The organism is Acinetobacter tianfuensis (assembly GCF_003611465.1).
GTDB classification, from domain to species: domain Bacteria; phylum Pseudomonadota; class Gammaproteobacteria; order Pseudomonadales; family Moraxellaceae; genus Acinetobacter; species Acinetobacter tianfuensis.
The window spans coordinates 52,291-70,600 of sequence record NZ_RAXV01000004.1; the positions used below are offsets into that span (position 1 = coordinate 52,291).

Sequence of the window (18,310 nt, forward strand, 5' to 3'; positions counted from 1 at the left end):
GTGTTGAGTAATTCCTCCCTAGCCCCCCCTTTAAAAAAGGGAGGGAAAGTTGCAGAGCATTACGCGGGCCGGTTTGCGCCATCGCCAACTGGCCCTTTGCATTTCGGTTCTTTAATTACCGCTGTTGCCAGTTACTGCGATGCCAAAGCGCATCAGGGGCAATGGATTGTTCGTATTGAAGATACCGACATCCCCCGTATCTACCCAAACAGCGAAGAACATATTTTAAAATGTTTAGATGCTTTTGAATTCGAATCTGATGTTGAAATCATTTATCAACGACAACGCCTAGATCTCTACGAATCTGTCCTCGAACAACTCAAACAAAATAATCTGGTCTATGCCTGTGAATGTACGCGCAAGATGTTGGGTTCAAACCACATCTATGCAGGAACATGCCGAGAAAAGCATTTAGATTTCCAAAATCAAGCCATCCGCATCAAAGTTTCAGCGCAAAATATTTGTTTTAATGATCGCTTACAAGGCCAGCATTGTTCTAACCTTCAACATGACTTAGGCGATTTTGTTCTCAAACGTCGTGATGGCATTATTAATTATCAACTGGCTGTGGTGGTTGATGATTATCTGCAAGGGATGACCCATGTCGTACGCGGTGCAGACTTATTGGATAATACCGAACGTCAAATTTGGCTTGGGCAATGTCTAGGCTATCCAAAATTGGAATATATGCACCTGCCTCTTGCAATGAATGATCAAGGGCAAAAGTTATCCAAGCAAAATCTTGCACATGCCATCGATACCCAACATGCTCCCGAATTGCTTTTACAAGCGATTACAGCGCTTGGACAGCCTCCTGTAGACTTAGATCAGCCACATCAAATGCTTGCTCAAGCTGTCGCACAATGGGATATCCAAAAAATTCCTAAGGGCACTGAGCTGAACGCCATATTTGTATAACAGACATTCACTGCATATTTAACCTCATATCAGCCTGCAGATACTGCAGCCTGATATACTGCATAAACGTCAAAATACTGTCCAGCACCAAACTAAGGCCAAAAATCAGTAATATATTGGCTAAAGTCACGGTAAAGAACTGCATGGAATATAAAATATAGGCGGAGCCGTAAAACAAAGTATTGATGATTATGGTCTGATACAAAATCAAATCGATACGGCCTATCCCGTAAAAATACTGATCCAGCACACTATTCCATGCAAACAGCATATAACAGCCGATCATCCCCATCGCCAATTGCGTGATTTTCTGCGCATGCTCGACTCCCATAACATGATAAATAAATCCATTCCACCACGGCATGCTGCATAACCAAGCAAAAATAATACCTGTCATTAAGATTAAATAAGCGCTTATTTTTGCCCTGCTCAGCCCCTGATGAATAGCCGCATCCTGCTTGACGAGCTGCGCGATGGCAAAAACCGGCAGCAATAGCCACCCCCAGATAAATTGATTCATCAGCCAGAAATCACCAGAACTTTCAGCCATATTGATCATTTTCAGAATAATCAGCGCAAATACCGTATTACGAATACCAGACTCAATACAGGAAATGGCGGCTTTCTGATAATACTTATTGAGCCATACATGCTGTCTAAACTGAATATGATGAAAACGCACCCCTTGAGCATAAAGGGCAGCGCAGGAAATACCAGCCAGAACCAAACTCACTGCAATATTACATAAAGCAACCCCAGTCAGACCAAGCTGTAAAGAAAAACTGAACGAACTGACCAGCACACTATCTAAAATCAGAATCAGCGCACTTTGCAGCATTAACAGCAGATAAAGAAATTTACGCTGATTTTGCAAGATTAAAATGAGCTGAAAATAACTGAATAGACTAGAGAATAGAATTGCAGCAGCTTCTAAGCGCATATACTGAACCGTCTGCAAATACAAATCTGTACGCTGGTGCATAAAGCTGACTGTATTCGGCACAAAGATCAAAAATAGTACGGTTACAACCAAATAAACAGCCAAAAAAAGGCTTAAAGTTACTGCAATCCTTTGCCGCCACAGCACTTTATCTTGAATAACCTGGCCTAAAATAAATGCTAAGGGCAATAGCAATGCTTCATTCAGCACTTCATACAAGAGTGATAGCCAAGTGACCTGAGCAGCAATATTGAAGGCGGAATCATCATCAATTTGCCCAATCCAATAAATACGGGAAGTCGAATACAGCAATGGAATGAGACTGCCTAAAGCCAAGAACAATAATAATTTATAATTAATACCTGCCAGCGCCCGAACAAGCAAAAAGCTGTTTTTTTTCATTTTTTATATTGCCAATCGAAATCATAAAAAACCTGCTGACACTTTATAGCCAACAGGTTTAATAAAATCAAGGTGTTGCAAACAATTTAGAAGCTTGATTCCTCTTTACTCGGATTAACCTGATTGGTTGTGCTTTCGATTTTCAGCACAAGACTGATCATGACTGCGCACATAATTAATGATGAACCGCCATAACTGATAAATGGCAGTGTTAGGCCTTTGGTCGGCAGCATACCCATGTTCATGCCTGCATTTACCAGAACTTGCAGCAGAAAAATAATACTGATGCCGTAAGCCAAATAGCCTGCACGCAGATACTGATGGCGCAGCGCGCGATGACCGATTTTAATGCAGCAAACCACCACAATAAATGACAGCAGCAATACCGTGCTGATACCGAAGAAACCGAACTCCTCACCTAAAATAGCCAGCATGAAGTCTGTATGCGCCTCAGGCAGATAAGACATTTTTTGGATACTGTGCCCTAAACCAACCCCAAACCACTCCCCGCGGCCAAAAGCCATTAAGGCATTCGACAGCTGATAGCCTGTACCGAGCGGATCTGCCCATGGGTTGGTAAAAGATAATGCCCGCTGCAAACGGTATGGCTCAAAAACAATCGCGATGACCAAGCCAGCGACAATAAACAGCAAGAAAGCAATAAACTGAACGGCTGGCGCTCCTGCTAAAAAGAACACGCCGAGAATCATCAAAACAATAACCGCAGTTGCGCCCAAATCCGGCTCTGCCAAAATCAAGCCCACGGTAATAATCATCACAACCCCAAGCCTGACAAGGCCGGAAACACTATTTCTGACTTCCTCAGCTCGGCGCACAACATAGTCGGCTGTAAAAATCGCCATCATGACCTTCGCAACCTCTGAAGCCTGCAAGGTAAAGCCAGCAATCCTGATCCAGCGCGTCGAGCCGTTTACCTCCGTTCCCGCCACCAGCACCACTGCCAGCAGTAAAATCGTCAGTATCCAAAGTGGAAAGGTATTATTGAACCAAACATTCAGCGGCACTTTATACACCGCAAGTGCGCAAATACTTGCCACAAAAATAGAAATGCCATGACGGCTGACATAGTGAAATGCATTTTCATGCAAACGGGCCGCATACGGCATTGAAGCCGATGCCACCATAATTGAACCAATACACAGCAGCGCCAATACACTGAAAATCAGCACATTGCGCGTTGTCACTTCGGCAGGCAGCCGAGGCGCCCACCGTTCATAGACTGCATTTATTTTACTGATGGTCGTCTGAGCTAACCCAGCCATACAACTTTCCTTATCATTCTTTTAAGCCAGTGCATTGACGCAGTCTACAAACTGATGACCGCGTTCGCTATACCCTTTAAACATATCAAAACTTGCGCATGCAGGTGACAGCAGCACCACATCATTCGCTGCCGTTTGCTGCTGGCAAAGCTCTACAGCCTGCTGCAATGTTTCTGCATGCAGCAGCGGCGCTGTGCCTTCTACAGCCTTTTCAATAATCGGACGGTCTTCACCAATTAAAACCGCAACTTTTGCATACTTAGACAAAGCATCACGCAAAGCAGTGAAATCCTGACCTTTGCCTTGACCGCCTAGAATAATGGCAACTTTGCCGCCTTTGGCTTCAATGGCAGCGCCAAGGCCATCAATGGCAGCCAATGTTGCGCCAATATTTGTGCCTTTTGAATCGTTGTAATAACGCACATCATGCAGTTCTTTGACAAATTCACAGCGGTGCTCAAGGCCTTTAAATGTTTTCAGCGTATTCAGCATGCTGTCAAGCGGCAAGCCAATGGCTTCACCCAGCGCCAGACAAGCCAAAGCATTCGCCACATTGTGCGTGCCTTGAATATACATATCTGAGCTCTTAAGCAGCCGCTCACGGCCGCGCGCCAGCCAAATTGTGCCGTCATTATCACGCAAAATACCAAATTGATTCATATCTGGCGCATTTAAGCCAAAGCTTTGCATTGGGGTTGCATCTGGCACTAAAGGACGCGTGAGCGAATCATCACGGTTAAATACCACTTTTTTCACACCCTGAAAAATACGGTGTTTTGCAGCATGATAGCCAAACATATCGCCATGGCGGTCTAAATGATCTTCACTCATGTTTAAAACCACGGCCGCTTCTGCGGCAAGATTTGACGTGGTTTCCAGCTGGAAACTAGACAGCTCTAAAATATACAGCTCAGGATCATCTTTGGTCAGATCCAGCGCCGGACGGCCTAAATTACCGCCTACCGCGGCTTTTTTGCCAGCATCAGCAGCCATAAGGCCAATTAATGTTGTGACTGTACTTTTTGCATTCGAACCCGTAATCGCAACAATTGGCTTATCTGTCGCGCGGCGTAAAATTTGAATTTCACTGACCACTGGAATGCCTTTTTCAACCGCAGCCTGAATCTCCGGCAATTTCAGGTCTAATCCCGGACTGATAATAATTTCTTCTGCAGACAAAAGAAGCTCTGCATCAAATTGGCCAAAGCTGGTCTGCACATCTGCAGGAATCTGATCATGTCCAGGCGGGGTCTCTCGTGAGTCTGTAACGGCAACGCGGTAGCCTTTTGAATGTAAAAAATTTACGGCCGAAACACCAGATATTCCGAGTCCTGCAACAACCTTTAATCCGCCACGCTGTATTAACATTTTCGCCCCATGCTTGGTCTGTTATTTATCTGACGAAATGTTAGCACTTTGCTGTTTTGAATGCTTTTGTGTTTTTGCGTTCTCTCTCTTTTTTTGTGTCAGTGCGTAAAAAAGCCGTCCTGATGGACGGCTTTTTTACGCAATTGGCAATACCCTGCTTATTTCCACTTTACAGCCTGCACTTCAGGCGCTTTTGGCTTGCTTTCATCCGAGGCCGGACATCCGCAGCTGCCGCCGCAGCCAGCTGCCACTTTCGGCTTAAGCCACTTAGCCAGCGCATGCCAGCCTTTAGCTTCACAGCTGTTTGAAAGCGTGAGGAAAACTGAGCCTGACGTTTTTGGAAACACCTTCTTAAACACCACAACCGCGCTCCACAGCACCAATGCAGCTACAATTAGAATTTCAATCATCTCAGTCTCCTAACTCACCTTAAGCAAAATAATGTGAAGCAATTTGATAGGTCAAAAATGACATAAAGTATGCCAAACCAAATAGATATAAAGTCATAAAGCCCACAGTTTTCCATGAGCCTGTTTCACGCTTTACAGTCGCCAGCGTCGCCAAACAATGCGGCGCGTAAATAAACCAAACCAATAGTGATAAACCAGTAGCAACTGACCAGCCAAGATCGCCGCTGCTGCTGATCAGCGCAGCAAGGCCTTCTGACATTGCATCGTCATCTACTGCAGACAGCGCATAGACTGTGCCTAAAGCAGCAACGACCACTTCTCGCGCAGCCATTGCAGGAATTAAAGCAATACAAATCTGCCAGTTGAAACCTAGCGGTGCAAAAATCGGCTGCAGCAAATGCCCCAGCATACCGGCAAATGAATAATCAATTTCAGGTAAAGCCGCGCCTTCAGGGGCTTGCGGGAAGGCACATAAGAACCAAAGTAAAATAGACAAAGCAAAGATAATGCCGCCGACACGCTTTAAAAAGATTTTGGCGCGGTCCAGCAAACCAATCCAAACGTTCTTTAAATCTGGAAAACGGTAGCTGGGCAATTCCATCAGCAGCATATGCTGCGCTTTATCTTTACTGAAAAACTTAATCACAAATGAAACACATAGCGCACTTACAATGCCCGCCATATATAAGCCGAACAGTACAAGACCTTGCAGGTTAAAAATTCCAGCAATCGTCTGTTCTGGAATGAATGCAGCAATCAGCAGCGCATACACAGGCAAGCGCGCAGAACAGGTCATCAGCGGCGCAACAAAAATTGTCGTCAAGCGGTCACGCGGATCACTGATAGTACGAGAAGCCATGATGCCCGGAATAGCGCACGCAAAACTTGACAGCAGGGGAATAAAAGCACGGCCAGAAAGACCGGCTTTAAACATCAGCTTATCCAGCAAGAAAGCTGCTCGCGGCAAATAGCCGGACTCTTCCAGCACTAGAATAAAGAAGAATAAAATTAAAATTTGCGGCAAGAAGACAATCACACCGCCAGCGCCGGCAATAATACCGTCAACAACTAAACTGTTAAGCAGCGGACTGGCAATACTGCCGTCAACCTGTTCACCCAGCCAGCCAAACAGCGCTTCAATACCGTCCATAAATGGCGCAGCCCAAGCAAATACGGCTTGGAAAACGACAAACATCATCACTGCAAGGCTGACTAAGCCAAGCACAGGATGTAAAAATATTTTGTCTAGAAATACCGAGCGCTTATCATCTTGCTCAATGAAATGCACAGTATCTTTGACAATTGCTTCAATTTTTTCGTGGTCACTGCCTTTTAAACCGGTCAGCTCTGTATTTGGAGCAGCATATTTGCCTTGATCCAAAGCATTCATCAAATTTTCAATGCCGGATTGACGCACTGCAACCGTTTCAACCACAGGAATGCCTAGACGCTCAGACAGCTTTTGCGTGTTAATTTGCATACCGCGGCGGCGCGCTTCGTCCATCATATTCAGCACAAGCAGCATAGGTCTGCCCAGCTCAACCATTTCAAGCACCAAGCCAAGATGCAATTTTAAGTTGGTTGCATCAACTACGCATAAAAATGCATCCTGCTGACCTTCTTCTGCAATTTTGCCCTGCACAACATCACGGGTGATTTCTTCATCTGGACTCGTGGCATCCAAACTGTACGTACCGGGCAAATCCAGCACACGCACAGCTTTGCCTGAAGGCAAGCTAAAGTGGCCCACTTTGCGCTCAACCGTTACACCTGCATAATTGCCTACTTTTTGCCGCGTACCCGTTAAATGGTTGAATAATGAAGTCTTACCGCAGTTTGGATTACCTACAAGGGCAACACGTAAGGTATCACTCATGCAGATACTCCTTGAATTTCCACTTTTTCAGCTTCCGCTTTTCTTAAAGCAAAGCGTGTAAAACCAACCTGAATTAAAATAGGATCGCCGCCAAAGAGCCCTTTGGTAATTACCTGTACTTTTGTACCCGTTACAAAGCCAAGCGTTTCTAAACGGCTGGCAACCATATCGGAAGTACCATCAGCTGTGCGGTGCACTTGCGTAATGATGGCAGATTGTTTGACTTTCAAATCAGATAAACGCACCGGACCCAACCCTAAAAATTTTGAATAGTATACATACAAATGAGAATTATTTCCCAATTGTTAACAAGAATGATTCCTGCTTTTTTAGAACACATCGACATACCTATAAAATTACACTACATTGGATAATCCCAATCAAAACAATCATCCCAGCCAATTGCTAAAGCCCTCATGTTGAATAAAAAACCGCGTATACCAGCACCTGTGCAAATTCCAGAAAACTTAAGTTTTTTACACGGATTCAGGGATCATTTGATTGCACAAACCGTTAGCCCGCATACAAGAAATGCTTATATTTCTGATTTAATTCAATGTAATGAATGCATAGATGCTCCTTTGCCAAATTGGAGCAGCGACGATATTTCTGATGTTTTATTAAAACTTACACAGCAAGGAAAAAGCCCGCGTTCAATTGCGCGCAGCCTCTCGGCTCTGCGTTCATTCTTTAAGTTTTTACGGGAACAAAAATTGCGCAGCGACAACCCTGTCAGCACACATAAAACACCTAAGATTGGCCGCGCACTGCCCAAAGACTTATCTGAGGCGGATGTTGAAGCGCTGATTCACGCTCCAGATATACAGACTGCGCTTGGACTGCGTGACCGCGCTATGCTTGAAGTGCTGTATGCCTGCGGTTTGCGGGTAACTGAATTGTTAAACTTAAGGCTGGAACTGATTAACTTAAAACAAGGTTATTTGCGTATTGTCGGCAAAGGCAATAAAGAACGCCTTGTTCCTATGGGTCAGACCGCCCGCGATTGGATCGAAAAATATCTGAACGATGCCCGGCCCGCCTTATATAAAAGCGCAACAGATTATTTATTTTTAACACAGCTGGGCGGTATTATGAGCAGGCAGAATTTTTGGTATGCCATCAAACGCTATGCCCTGCAGGCTGGTATACAGGCTGAACTGTCACCGCACACTTTAAGGCATGCTTTTGCAACACATTTGCTCAATCACGGCGCAGACCTGCGTGTCGTGCAAATGCTGCTGGGCCACAGCGACCTTTCAACGACACAAATTTATACCCATGTCGCGCAGGTTCGCATGCAATTGCTGCATGCGCAGCACCATCCGCGCGCCTAGCCCTGTCATCGCGGCGACCAAGAAGTTACATGGCTGCGGTATTTTTTTGCTATGCTAATTCACCTGTTTTTTCCAAAGCTAAAACAAAAGGGTTCTTTATATATGCGATTTACCCGTTCAAAAATTGTTATCGCCACAGCACTGATCAGCGCATTCGGCCTAAGTGCATGCAGCAAATCTAATGATGCAGAAAAACAAGGGCCTCTGACTGCAAGCGCGCCAGCAACGGGTGAAGCCTCAACCCTTTCCGAACGCAATCAGCAGCAGCGTTTGCAGCAAGTATTGGAAAGCGGACTAAAAAAAGCCAATATCACCGCAAAAATCAGCGAAATCAAAGCAACTGAAGTTCCTAATTTATACTGGGTCAGCTTTGAAGGCATGTCTTCAGTATATGCAACAGCTGACGGTAAATACATTATTCAGGGCGATGTGATCCGCTTAGGCGACAAAACCCTGCACAATGTCAGCGAAAGCCTGCAGTCAGAAGTCACCCAAAAAGAGCTGGCTAAGCTGGAAGTTGAAGACCTGATTGTCTACAAAGCCAAAGGTAAAACCAAACATGTAGTTTATGTTTTTACTGATTCCAGCTGTCCTTACTGCCATAAACTGCACGAACACCTAGACGAAATTACCGGCAAAGGTATTGAAGTGCGCTATATCGCATGGCCTCGCGGTGAACAGTTCATGCCGACGATGGAAAGCATCTGGTGCAGCGAGAACCGCCAAGAAGCCTTTAACCAAGCGATTACTGGCGCACAGCTTCCTCCTGCAGCATGTAAATCCCCTGTACGTGAGATGTACCAGCTGGGTCTGAATATTGGCGTAAATGGCACACCTGCAATTTATAGCACTGACGGTGTGTATTTAGGCGGATATATGGAGCCAAGCGAATTAATCTCCCGCTTAAATAAATAAAATTTATCGAATAAATTACTGTTTTTTATAGATAGAGATAAAGTTGTGAATCTCCTAGAGTCATGGCATTTTTTTAGCTATGATCTAGGCTCACTTAAAAATCTGATGAAATAATGGAGTGTGACGTGAAACCAGTTCGTCTGGCAATCCTCGGTCTTGGTACTGTGGGTGGTGGTGCCCTTAAACTACTAAAAGAAAATGCTGCTGAGATTAAACGTCGCACCGGTCGTGAAATTGAAATTACCCATGTAGGCACACGCCGTGAGCGTCCAGATTTGGACCTTCCCGCTTCTGTTAAGCAAAGCGCTGACCTGCTTGAAATTGTCCGTCAGCCTGATGTTGATGTCGTTATTGAAGTCATGGGCGGCATCCACCCTGCTTATGAAATCATTAAAGAAGCTATTATTCATGGCAAACAAGTCGTGACTGCAAACAAAGCGCTGTTAGCCGAACACGGCAACGAATTATTCAAACTTGCAGATGAACATCATGTGCAAATTGCCTATGAAGCAGCTGTTGCTGGCGGCATTCCAATTATTAAAGTCATGCGTGAAGGCTTAGCGGCCAACAAGATTGATTGGCTGGCTGGCATCATCAACGGCACAGGCAACTTTATTTTGACTGAAATGCGTGAAAAAGGCCGTGCATTTGCAGATGTACTCAAAGAAGCGCAAGAGTTGGGTTATGCAGAAGCAGACCCAACATTTGACGTTGAAGGTATTGATGCTGCCCACAAACTGACACTGCTTGCATCTATTGCTTTCGGTATTCCTTTGCAGTTTGAAAAAGTATTTACCGAAGGCATCAGCAAAATCACTGCTCAAGATGTCAAATATGCAGAAGACCTTGGTTTCCGCATTAAGCACCTCGGCATTGCCCGCCGCGCTGAACACGGTATTGAACTTCGTGTACATCCAACGCTGATTCCTGAAGAGCAGCTGATTGCCAATGTAAACGGCGTGAAAAATGCGGTACTGGTTCAAGCCAATGCTGTTGGCCCTACACTTTACTATGGCGCAGGCGCAGGCGCAGGCCCTACGGCTTCTGCTGTGGTTGCTGACATTGTCGACATCGTCCGTGACATTTCGTATACCGAAGATGGCGCAGGTACAATTCCGCAGCTGGCTTTTGAAAGCTTAAGCGACCTGCCTATTCTGCCGCGTGAAGAAATGACCACAGGCTACTACATCCGCATTAATGCCGAAGACCAAACTGGCGTACTTGCAGACGTCACAACTATTTTAAGCCGTACCGGCATCAGCATTGACGCAATCATGCAGCAGTCACGCTTAAAAGACCTTATCCCTATCGTGATTTTGACAGATCCGGTGAAAGAATCGAAAATGGATGAAGCGCTGAAGCAAATCCAAGCTTTACCTGTCATTCATGGCGAAATCGTGCGAATTCGTTTAGAATCGCTTGATAATTAATCGGGTTGAGGACGTGAAATAAATCGTGTCCTCACCAAGCTCTACCCACAATTGGAACATCATCATGTCTAATGCCAACCGTTATACTGGTTTAGTTGACCGCTATCGTGACCGTTTACCAGTGTCTGCCACGACTAAAGCAATTTCTTTAGGTGAAGGTAATACGCCACTGATTAAACTTGCGAATATTCCGCGCTTAATTGGCAAAAATGTTGAAATTTATGTGAAGTACGAAGGCTTAAACCCGACTGGTTCATTTAAAGACCGCGGCATGACTATGGCCGTGACTAAGGCAGTTGAAGAAGGCTCTAAAGCCATTATCTGTGCATCTACAGGCAATACTTCTGCTGCGGCGGCTGCCTATGCTGCACGTGCTGGCATCAAAGCGTTCGTTTTAATCCCTGAAGGCAAAATTGCCATGGGTAAAATGGCGCAAGCAATGATGTACGGCGCAATCACCATGCAAATCCGCGGCAACTTCGATGACGGCATGCGCCTAGTTAAAGAAGTGGCTGATCAAGCGCCTGTAACGATTGTAAACTCAATCAACCCTTACCGCCTTCAAGGTCAAAAAACGATTGCATACGAAATCGTAGATGAGCTTGGCCGTGCGCCTGACTACCACTGCTTGCCAGTAGGCAACGCAGGCAACATCACTGCGCACTGGATGGGTTATACAGAAGCAGTTGCAAACCAGCCTGCTGGCGAGTTTGAACAAGTTGTTTACGATGCTGCAACTGATGCTTTCACTGGTCCTAAACCAGAAGGCCTGCCAACAATGGTCGGTTACCAAGCTTCTGGCGCTGCGCCATTCCTTCGCGGTGCACCGGTTGAAAACCCTGAAACGATTGCAACAGCAATCCGTATCGGCAACCCGCAAAGCTGGAACCATGCTAAAGCAGTTGTACGTGACTCAAATGGCTGGTTTGACGAATTAACAGATGCTGAAATCTTAGAAGCACAGCGTCTGCTTTCTATGTACGAAGGCGTATTTGTAGAACCTGCTTCTGCAGCATCTATCGGCGGCGCAATCCGTGACTTGAAAGCTGGCAAGATTCCTGAAGGTTCAGTAATTGTATGTACAGTAACGGGCAACGGCTTGAAAGATCCTGACACAGCAATCAAACAATGTTCTGATGCTGTCATGCTGTCAATCGACGCAACAATGGATCAAGTACGCGACTCAATTCTTTCTAATATGTAAGATATTTTAAAGAATAAAAAACCCTGCATCCGCAGGGTTTTTTATGCCTTCACTCTGCGCTGCAAGCGCATAAGTTGAGTAAGCAGCTCAGGCATTAAATACGTTTTGGCAGCTGAGACACCCAGCCCATCAAACGAGTTGCGTCATCGGTACGCGCTTGCGAAGTGTCTGCGCCAAGGAGCACCACAACTGCTGGACGGTTATTCAATGTCGTATGCATCACCACACAGCGCCCTGCTTCATTAATATAGCCAGTCTTAGAAATATTAATATTCCAGCCGCCATTACGTACTAAAGCATTGGTATTATTTGACTTCAGCACACGGTAACCCAAGTTGAAATCATAGCTTGGCGTGGTAGAAAACTGACGGATTAAACCATATTGAGAAGCTGTATTGACAAGAATAGCCAGATCACGAGCCGATGCAACATTGCCAGGATGCAGGCCGGTTGATTCCATAAAGTATGTGCTATTCATCCCCAAGCTGCGCGCCTTTGTATTCATTGCAGAAATAAATGCGCTGCGCCCGCCTGGATAAGTACGCGCTAATGCTGCCGCTGCTGGATTTTCCGATTTCATTAAAGCAAAAAGAAGCGCTTCAGCACGGTTCATGGTATCGCCGGCGCGTAACGTTGAACTTGAACTTTTACAGCCTGAACACGAAAAGTCTGACTGCTGCAGCGTAATATCTTCCGACATATTTAAACGCGCATCAGAAATCACCACTGCGGTCATCAGCTTGGTAATAGATGCAATTGAACGCGCAGTATTGCTGTTTTTACTGTACAGCACTTCGCCTGTTTGACCGTCCATCACAATGGCTGCACGGGCATTCACTGACGGCTGGCTGGCATAATTGCCTGTATCTACAATACGAATAGACTGCGAAGGCGCTGATTGCACTGCCGCACCATTTGAACTGCGGATAGATGTGGTGACTTTAGTCGAGCCTTGCGGAGAAAGCTCTGCCGAATTCGCTTCAACATCAGCATTCAGCAATTGGCTGACATCATCTGAAGACCAGCTGATAGCAGCGTGGTTTTCAGCAGGATTCATCACAATTTCAGCAGTACTGAAAGTGCTCAATCCAAAGAGAAATGAAATGCCTAAGGCTTTCATTATAAATTTATTTGATTTTTTCACGTTTGCTTACTCAACTCTTCTAGCGAAATTAGAGGTAAATATTTGCGTATCACCTCTAATATGCCTTACATTTAGACACAATATGGAACTTTTTTGTTGCCAGCATTGTGTATCAATTATTTTCATCAATGATAAGAATAGGATTGCTAATTTTGTAGTTTCATTGCAAGCTTATTTTGCTTTATGTAACAAAAAAGACGCAGATATAAAAGAGGGAGAGAGCCGGTGATCACAGTTTTGGTGGTAGATGACCATGAGTTAGTCCGTACAGGCATTTGCAGAATGCTCGAAGACCATGCGGATGTACAAGTTATTGGTCAAGCTGAATCTGGTGAAGAAGCAATCGCTCTGGTCCGGCAGCATCACCCGAATGTCGTACTTTTAGACGTTAACATGCCTGGTATTGGCGGTGTTGAAACCACCCGCCGCCTGCTGCAGACAGCGCCTGAAACCAAAGTGCTTGCTGTAAGCGGCCTAGCTGAAGAGCCTTATCCTTCATTATTGCTTAAAGCTGGCGCTAAAGGCTATATCACGAAAGGCGCTCCTGTTACAGAAATGGTCCGCGCCATTAATAAAGTCATGCAAGGCGGCAAATACTTCAGCGCAGATATTGCAGAACAGCTTGCAAGCTCTTATTTGTCAGATACACAGCAGTCCCCGTTTGATGCGCTCTCCGAACGTGAGATGCAGGTCGCGATGATGGTAGTGAATTGCATCAGCGCGCAGGAAATTGCAGATAAACTGTTTGTCAGCGTAAAAACGGTCAATACCTACCGTTACCGCATTTTTGAAAAATTAAATTTAGACAGCGATGTGAAACTCACGCATTTAGCTATGCGTTACGGCTTAATCAAGCCTTAAACCCGACTCATGAGCCAGCGTACACCGCATGCCGCATTAAATACCTACCATCTTGGACTGTGGTACAGCGTTTACCGCTTTATCATCACCACAGGTTTGCTGCTGATCTATTTACTGACCTATCAGCAGCTGGCTTTAGAGTATCAATATCCGCGTTTATATTTATATGTATTAAGCGCCTATGTCTTAACTTCCAGTCTGCAGTTTTTTGTTTTCCGCGGACTCAAAACTCATATTCAAATACAGCTGGTCATGCTGTTTATTGTCGATGTTTCAGCTCTCAGCCTGCTCACGCTGGCGCTGGATGGCCCAAACCTGCATATCAGCCTTTTATTTGTCATTTGTATCTTTGCCGCCTCTTTATTGCTTAGCGCGCAAAAAGCCCTGCTGATTACTTTAGTTGCTGTAATCAGCGTGATTTATCAGCTGTTTATCGGCACGCTGTTCGACATTACCTCGCTAAAAAATATTGGCAATAGCGCGTTATTGGCTTTTTTATTTTTTGTCGTTTACGGCAGCGGTCAAATTGCCATCCGCCGCTTCCAGATTTTGGAAAACCTTAATTTTTCACAATCACTGCAAATCAACCAGCTGCAAAATATTAACCGCTATATTTTAGAACAGATTAAAACGGGCTATTTAGTACTGGATCAAAACTGCCATATTGTACTGACCAATCCTGAAGCCTGTGTACTGCTGGGTATCGAACCGCTGTATCAAATTGAGGCCGCCTACCCGCTCTATAAAGTACAGCCTGATCTGTTTGAGGTGATGAAATTTGAAGACTTACCGGATGGCGACGCCTTTCAGTTTGAGTCACAGCAAAGCCGCTTTCATATTCATGTCCGAGTACAAAAACTGAATGTGCCGCATCAAACGCTGACGCTGCTGGTACTGCAGGATGCTCAAAAGCTGAATCAGCACGTACAGCAGCTGAAGCTGGCGGCTTTAGGGCAGCTGTCGGCCAGTATTGCGCATGAAATCCGAAACCCCTTGGCGGCTATTGTTCAAGCGAATGATTTATACCAAGATAGCGACCCTGAACAGCAGCAGCTTCTGCATAAAATGATTGCAAAACAATCTATGCGCATTGACCGTATTGTACAAGACACGTTAAATATGGTGAAAAATAAAGAAACCCGCCCTGTTCTGATTCATTTACATTCTTTTTTGCAGCAAATGATCCAAGATGATTTGCCTGATATTCAAAAGCAAGTTCGGCTGAACAGCACTGAAGAACTTAAAATCTATTTTGACGAAGGCCAGCTGACTCAAATTTTGATCAACTTAATCCGCAATGCGATCCGTCACAACGACCCGAACTCACCGTATATCGAGCTGAATATTTATGCTACAGAGCAAAAAGCAGTAATTGATGTGCGTGATTTTGGCAGCGGTGTTGCAAAACAAGATCAAGCGTCACTATTTCAGCCATTTTTCAGTACCGAAATCACTGGAACTGGTTTAGGATTATACTTAGCGCACAGTTTTTGCGAAGCAAACCAAGCACAGCTTTCTTATGTAGAACAAAATGATCAAGGTGCTTGTTTCAGGATTATTTGCTTCCGCGCAGTTATTTGATTGCTTTAATTAATTTGGGGAACACAATGGCAGAACAACAGCCACTGGTATTATTGGTTGATGATGAAGAAGACCTTTGCATGCTGATGCAAATGTCCTTATCGCGCATGGGGATCAAAACACATGTCGCGCATCGTTTAAGTGAGGCGCGTAAATGCCTCAGCGAAAATCAATATGATGCCTGCCTGACTGACTTAAATCTGCCTGACGGCAATGGCTTGCAGCTGCTGGACTGGATCAATGAGCATTGTGCTGGCTTGCCTGTTGCTGTTCTGACTGCTTATGGCAACATGGAAATTGCGATTGCAGCCCTGAAAGCTGGCGCTTTTGATTTTGTCAGCAAACCGATTAACCCTAAACATTTAGAACAGCTGCTGGAAAAAGCGCTGAACAAGCCTACAGCAGCTTCAGTTCAAACGGAAAACACCCTTGAATATAAAATGCTGATTGGCCAGTCTCTGCCAATACAGCAGCTGCGGATCACACTCAAGAAAATTGCACGCTCACAAGCGCCCGTTTTCATTACAGGTGAATCTGGCACAGGTAAAGAAGTCGTCGCAAATTTAGTGCACCGTCTCAGCAACCGTAACGAAGGTCCATTTATTGCCATTAACTGCGGCGCGATTCCAAGCGACTTAATGGAAAGTGAATTATTTGGCCATAAAAAAGGCAGCTTTACTGGCGCAACGCAAGACAAACAAGGCTTGATTCAATCTGCGCATGGCGGCAGTTTATTTTTAGATGAAATTGCTGAACTCCCGCTCAGCATGCAAGTAAAACTGCTGCGTGCGGTGCAGGAAAAACGTATCCGCCCTGTCGGCTCAGATCAAGAAATTGATGTTGATTTCCGCATTATCAGCGCCAGCCATCAAGACTTAGATGCTTTGGTCCAGCAAGGCCGTTTCCGTCAAGACTTGTTCTTCCGCATTCATGTCATGGACCTCGTCCTCCCGCCGCTGCGTGAACGCGGCAACGACATTTTATTGCTGGCGCAGCATTTTATTCAACGTATCTGCAATGAGTGGGATATTGAAAGTAAATCCTTAACGGAACGCTCAAAAGAGTTTTTACTGAATCAATATTATCCGGGCAACGTCCGCGAGCTGCGCAATATTATTGAACGCGCCATTACACTCAGCGACGGCAGCACTATCGATATTCAGCACTTGCAAAGTGCGCCGCTGCGCCGCAGTGCGGCTCTTGTTGAGCAAAGTGAACTGGCTGCGCCTGCGCCAGCAGCCGGCTTATCAGCAGCGGCATGTGCTCCGAAAAAACTGCCTGAAGAAGGCTTAGAGCCATTTTTGGAAAACTTAGAAAAAGAAATTTTGCTGAATGCGCTGAATATGACGCATTGGAACAGAACATTGGCCGCGAAAAAACTGGGCATGTCCTTCCGTTCTCTGCGCTACCGCCTGAAAAAATTCGGTTTAGATACTGACGAAGAAGAGTAAAGTCTAGCGGGCTGCCAGCAGCTCGGCCACATGCTCTATATAACTCTGCTCGTTTGCATCATGCTGCGGGTAGGCCAAATCCGGCTGCACGCCTGTTCCTTCAATCATGCGGCCATTTGGCGTGTAATACTCAGAAACAGTCATTTGTAAAGCAGCGCCATTACTCAGCGGGAAAAGCTTTTGCACAACCCCTTTGCCATAACTTTTTTCGCCAGTTACCCAAGCCCGCCCATGCTCTTTCATCGCAGCGGTAAAAACTTCTGCAGCGGAAGCTGAACGGCCATTAATTAAAATACCGACCTTTAAATTTTGGAATTCAAAACTTGGTAAAGCCTGAAATTGCTGATCGCCTTCCGAACGGCTGCGCGTAGAAACAATCACGCCCTGATTTAGAAAAAGATCCGCCGTTTCTACAGCAGCAGACAGTAAGCCGCCGGGATTATTGCGCAAATCAAACAGTACCGCTTTAATTTTAGAAGCCGAATGGCTTTCAATTAAACGCTTTACTTCATTTGCGGTATCTTGCTGAAATACTTTTACACTCAGCACCAGCACCTGATTATTCAATAGTCTAGACTCAATATCCGTTTCTATTTTGGTATTGCGCACAATATTCATGGCTTGACTGTTTGCAGACAGCTGCAAATTTAAAGTAGAGCCAATTGCGCCATCCAGCAAGTGCTTCACCTGTGCATGACTGAGTTTTTTCACCTCTTGATCATCAATTTTAAAAACGGTCACACCATTGCGCAGCCCTTGCTTGGCAGAATCTGCATCTTTTTTGAGGCCTTGAATCACCCATTGCTGCAGACCAGCATCAAAATTCAAGCCAAAATCGACTGTCGCTAAATCACCCTCAGTATATTGGAGCAGCTGTTTATAATCGTCGGGGGAAAGATATCGGGAATAACGGTCTAGGCCGCTGAGCAAGCCTTTAATTGCTTGCTGAAATAAATCTTCATCGGTTTTTTCTTTGGCATAATTTTCTTTGACAATGCCATAAATCTGTACAAATTGCTGAATCGACTCAACGGGAACTTCAGCATAACTTTGCTCATAGTCTGAATCAAAATCTGAGGCAGCAGACGGTTTGCCTGCTGCCCAAGCTGCATGGCTTGCGCACATCAGCAATGCGCTGAACAGTACCGCAGATTTCCAATGCGCTTGCGCCATGCTTTCACCTTTTATACTTG

General features: G+C 45.2%; 16 protein-coding genes. 8 read left to right on the plus strand and 8 right to left on the minus strand.

The window, feature by feature from the left end:
* The gene (gene gluQRS / locus D7V32_RS03285) at positions 1–918 is read left to right on the plus strand and encodes a tRNA glutamyl-Q(34) synthetase GluQRS (RefSeq protein ID WP_120401489.1); all 918 of its coding nucleotides are present in this window, start codon (positions 1–3) and stop codon (positions 916–918) included.
* 7 nt (positions 919–925) lie between these two features.
* On the opposite strand, the gene D7V32_RS03290 is transcribed toward gluQRS, so the two are convergent.
* From D7V32_RS03290 to D7V32_RS03315, 6 genes are all read right to left on the minus strand, one after another.
* Entirely contained in the window at positions 926–2,260 is a 1,335-nt protein-coding gene (locus D7V32_RS03290) for an MATE family Na+-driven efflux transporter (protein ID WP_120401490.1), read from the minus strand.
* Positions 2,261–2,346: 86 nt separating this feature from the next.
* Entirely contained in the window at positions 2,347–3,543 is a 1,197-nt protein-coding gene (gene ftsW, locus D7V32_RS03295; protein WP_120401491.1) for a putative lipid II flippase FtsW, read from the minus strand.
* 21 nt (positions 3,544–3,564) lie between these two features.
* On the minus strand, positions 3,565–4,911 hold the full coding sequence (murD, locus tag D7V32_RS03300) for a UDP-N-acetylmuramoyl-L-alanine--D-glutamate ligase (protein WP_120401492.1): 1,347 nt from the start codon (positions 4,909–4,911) through the stop codon (positions 3,565–3,567).
* Between the two features lie 158 nt (positions 4,912–5,069).
* Positions 5,070–5,321: a DUF6587 family protein gene (locus D7V32_RS03305; RefSeq protein WP_120401493.1), complete on the minus strand. Its 252-nt coding sequence runs from the start codon at positions 5,319–5,321 to the stop codon at positions 5,070–5,072.
* Between the two features lie 19 nt (positions 5,322–5,340).
* The gene (feoB, locus tag D7V32_RS03310) at positions 5,341–7,197 is read right to left on the minus strand and encodes a ferrous iron transporter B (RefSeq protein WP_120401494.1); all 1,857 of its coding nucleotides are present in this window, start codon (positions 7,195–7,197) and stop codon (positions 5,341–5,343) included.
* Positions 7,194–7,442 (minus strand): FeoA family protein, encoded by a 249-nt coding sequence (locus tag D7V32_RS03315; RefSeq protein WP_120401495.1) that lies wholly within the window; start codon positions 7,440–7,442, stop codon positions 7,194–7,196. The genes feoB and D7V32_RS03315 overlap by 4 nt, the downstream gene beginning before the upstream one ends.
* A 171-nt stretch (positions 7,443–7,613) precedes the next feature.
* Here D7V32_RS03315 and xerD point away from each other — a divergent pair, with 171 nt between their 5' ends.
* The 4 genes from xerD to thrC all read left to right on the plus strand — a co-directional run bounded on the left by xerD (position 7,614) and on the right by thrC (position 12,080).
* The gene (gene xerD, locus D7V32_RS03320; protein WP_120401496.1) at positions 7,614–8,531 is read left to right on the plus strand and encodes a site-specific tyrosine recombinase XerD; all 918 of its coding nucleotides are present in this window, start codon (positions 7,614–7,616) and stop codon (positions 8,529–8,531) included.
* A 102-nt stretch (positions 8,532–8,633) separates the two neighbouring features.
* Positions 8,634–9,446 carry a DsbC family protein gene (locus D7V32_RS03325; protein WP_120401497.1) on the plus strand — a complete coding sequence of 271 codons (813 nt, stop codon included), beginning with the start codon at positions 8,634–8,636 and terminating at the stop codon, positions 9,444–9,446.
* 125 nt (positions 9,447–9,571) lie between these two features.
* On the plus strand, positions 9,572–10,876 hold the full coding sequence (locus D7V32_RS03330; RefSeq protein ID WP_120401498.1) for a homoserine dehydrogenase: 1,305 nt from the start codon (positions 9,572–9,574) through the stop codon (positions 10,874–10,876).
* A gap of 64 nt (positions 10,877–10,940) precedes the next feature.
* Positions 10,941–12,080 carry a threonine synthase gene (gene thrC, locus D7V32_RS03335; RefSeq protein ID WP_120401499.1) on the plus strand — a complete coding sequence of 380 codons (1,140 nt, stop codon included), beginning with the start codon at positions 10,941–10,943 and terminating at the stop codon, positions 12,078–12,080.
* A 94-nt stretch (positions 12,081–12,174) separates the two neighbouring features.
* Here thrC and D7V32_RS03340 read toward each other — a convergent pair whose 3' ends face one another.
* Positions 12,175–13,224, minus strand: coding sequence for a serine hydrolase family protein (locus tag D7V32_RS03340; protein WP_322898855.1), 1,050 nt, complete (start codon positions 13,222–13,224; stop codon positions 12,175–12,177).
* A gap of 225 nt (positions 13,225–13,449) precedes the next feature.
* Between D7V32_RS03340 and gacA the strand changes: the two genes are divergently transcribed.
* The 3 genes from gacA to D7V32_RS03360 are packed head-to-tail and all read left to right on the plus strand — an operon-like array spanning position 13,450 to position 17,117.
* Entirely contained in the window at positions 13,450–14,085 is a 636-nt protein-coding gene (gene gacA / locus D7V32_RS03350; RefSeq protein WP_120401502.1) for a response regulator transcription factor GacA, read from the plus strand.
* Positions 14,086–14,094: 9 nt separating this feature from the next.
* The gene (locus D7V32_RS03355; protein ID WP_120401503.1) at positions 14,095–15,666 is read left to right on the plus strand and encodes a sensor histidine kinase; all 1,572 of its coding nucleotides are present in this window, start codon (positions 14,095–14,097) and stop codon (positions 15,664–15,666) included.
* Positions 15,667–15,692: 26 nt separating this feature from the next.
* Positions 15,693–17,117, plus strand: coding sequence for a sigma-54-dependent transcriptional regulator (locus D7V32_RS03360; RefSeq protein WP_120401504.1), 1,425 nt, complete (start codon positions 15,693–15,695; stop codon positions 17,115–17,117).
* 3 nt (positions 17,118–17,120) lie between these two features.
* Here D7V32_RS03360 and D7V32_RS03365 read toward each other — a convergent pair whose 3' ends face one another.
* Positions 17,121–18,290, minus strand: coding sequence for a S41 family peptidase (locus tag D7V32_RS03365; protein ID WP_120401505.1), 1,170 nt, complete (start codon positions 18,288–18,290; stop codon positions 17,121–17,123).
* Between the last annotated feature and the right edge of the window lie 20 nt (positions 18,291–18,310).

What these genes read in the sequence shown, in the direction of transcription:
- D7V32_RS03360 (WP_120401504.1), top strand. Translation starts at nt 15,693, where the DNA reads ATGGCAGAACAACAGCCACTGGTATTATTGGTTGATGATGAAGAAGAC.
- D7V32_RS03290 (WP_120401490.1), bottom strand. Translation starts at nt 2,260, where the DNA reads ATGAAAAAAAACAGCTTTTTGCTTGTTCGGGCGCTGGCAGGTATTAAT.
- feoB (WP_120401494.1), bottom strand. Translation starts at nt 7,197, where the DNA reads ATGAGTGATACCTTACGTGTTGCCCTTGTAGGTAATCCAAACTGCGGT.
- D7V32_RS03305 (WP_120401493.1), bottom strand. Translation starts at nt 5,321, where the DNA reads ATGATTGAAATTCTAATTGTAGCTGCATTGGTGCTGTGGAGCGCGGTT.
- murD (WP_120401492.1), bottom strand. Translation starts at nt 4,911, where the DNA reads ATGTTAATACAGCGTGGCGGATTAAAGGTTGTTGCAGGACTCGGAATA.
- ftsW (WP_120401491.1), bottom strand. Translation starts at nt 3,543, where the DNA reads ATGGCTGGGTTAGCTCAGACGACCATCAGTAAAATAAATGCAGTCTAT.
- D7V32_RS03365 (WP_120401505.1), bottom strand. Translation starts at nt 18,290, where the DNA reads ATGGCGCAAGCGCATTGGAAATCTGCGGTACTGTTCAGCGCATTGCTG.
- D7V32_RS03355 (WP_120401503.1), top strand. Translation starts at nt 14,095, where the DNA reads ATGAGCCAGCGTACACCGCATGCCGCATTAAATACCTACCATCTTGGA.
- xerD (WP_120401496.1), top strand. Translation starts at nt 7,614, where the DNA reads ATGTTGAATAAAAAACCGCGTATACCAGCACCTGTGCAAATTCCAGAA.
- thrC (WP_120401499.1), top strand. Translation starts at nt 10,941, where the DNA reads ATGTCTAATGCCAACCGTTATACTGGTTTAGTTGACCGCTATCGTGAC.
- D7V32_RS03325 (WP_120401497.1), top strand. Translation starts at nt 8,634, where the DNA reads ATGCGATTTACCCGTTCAAAAATTGTTATCGCCACAGCACTGATCAGC.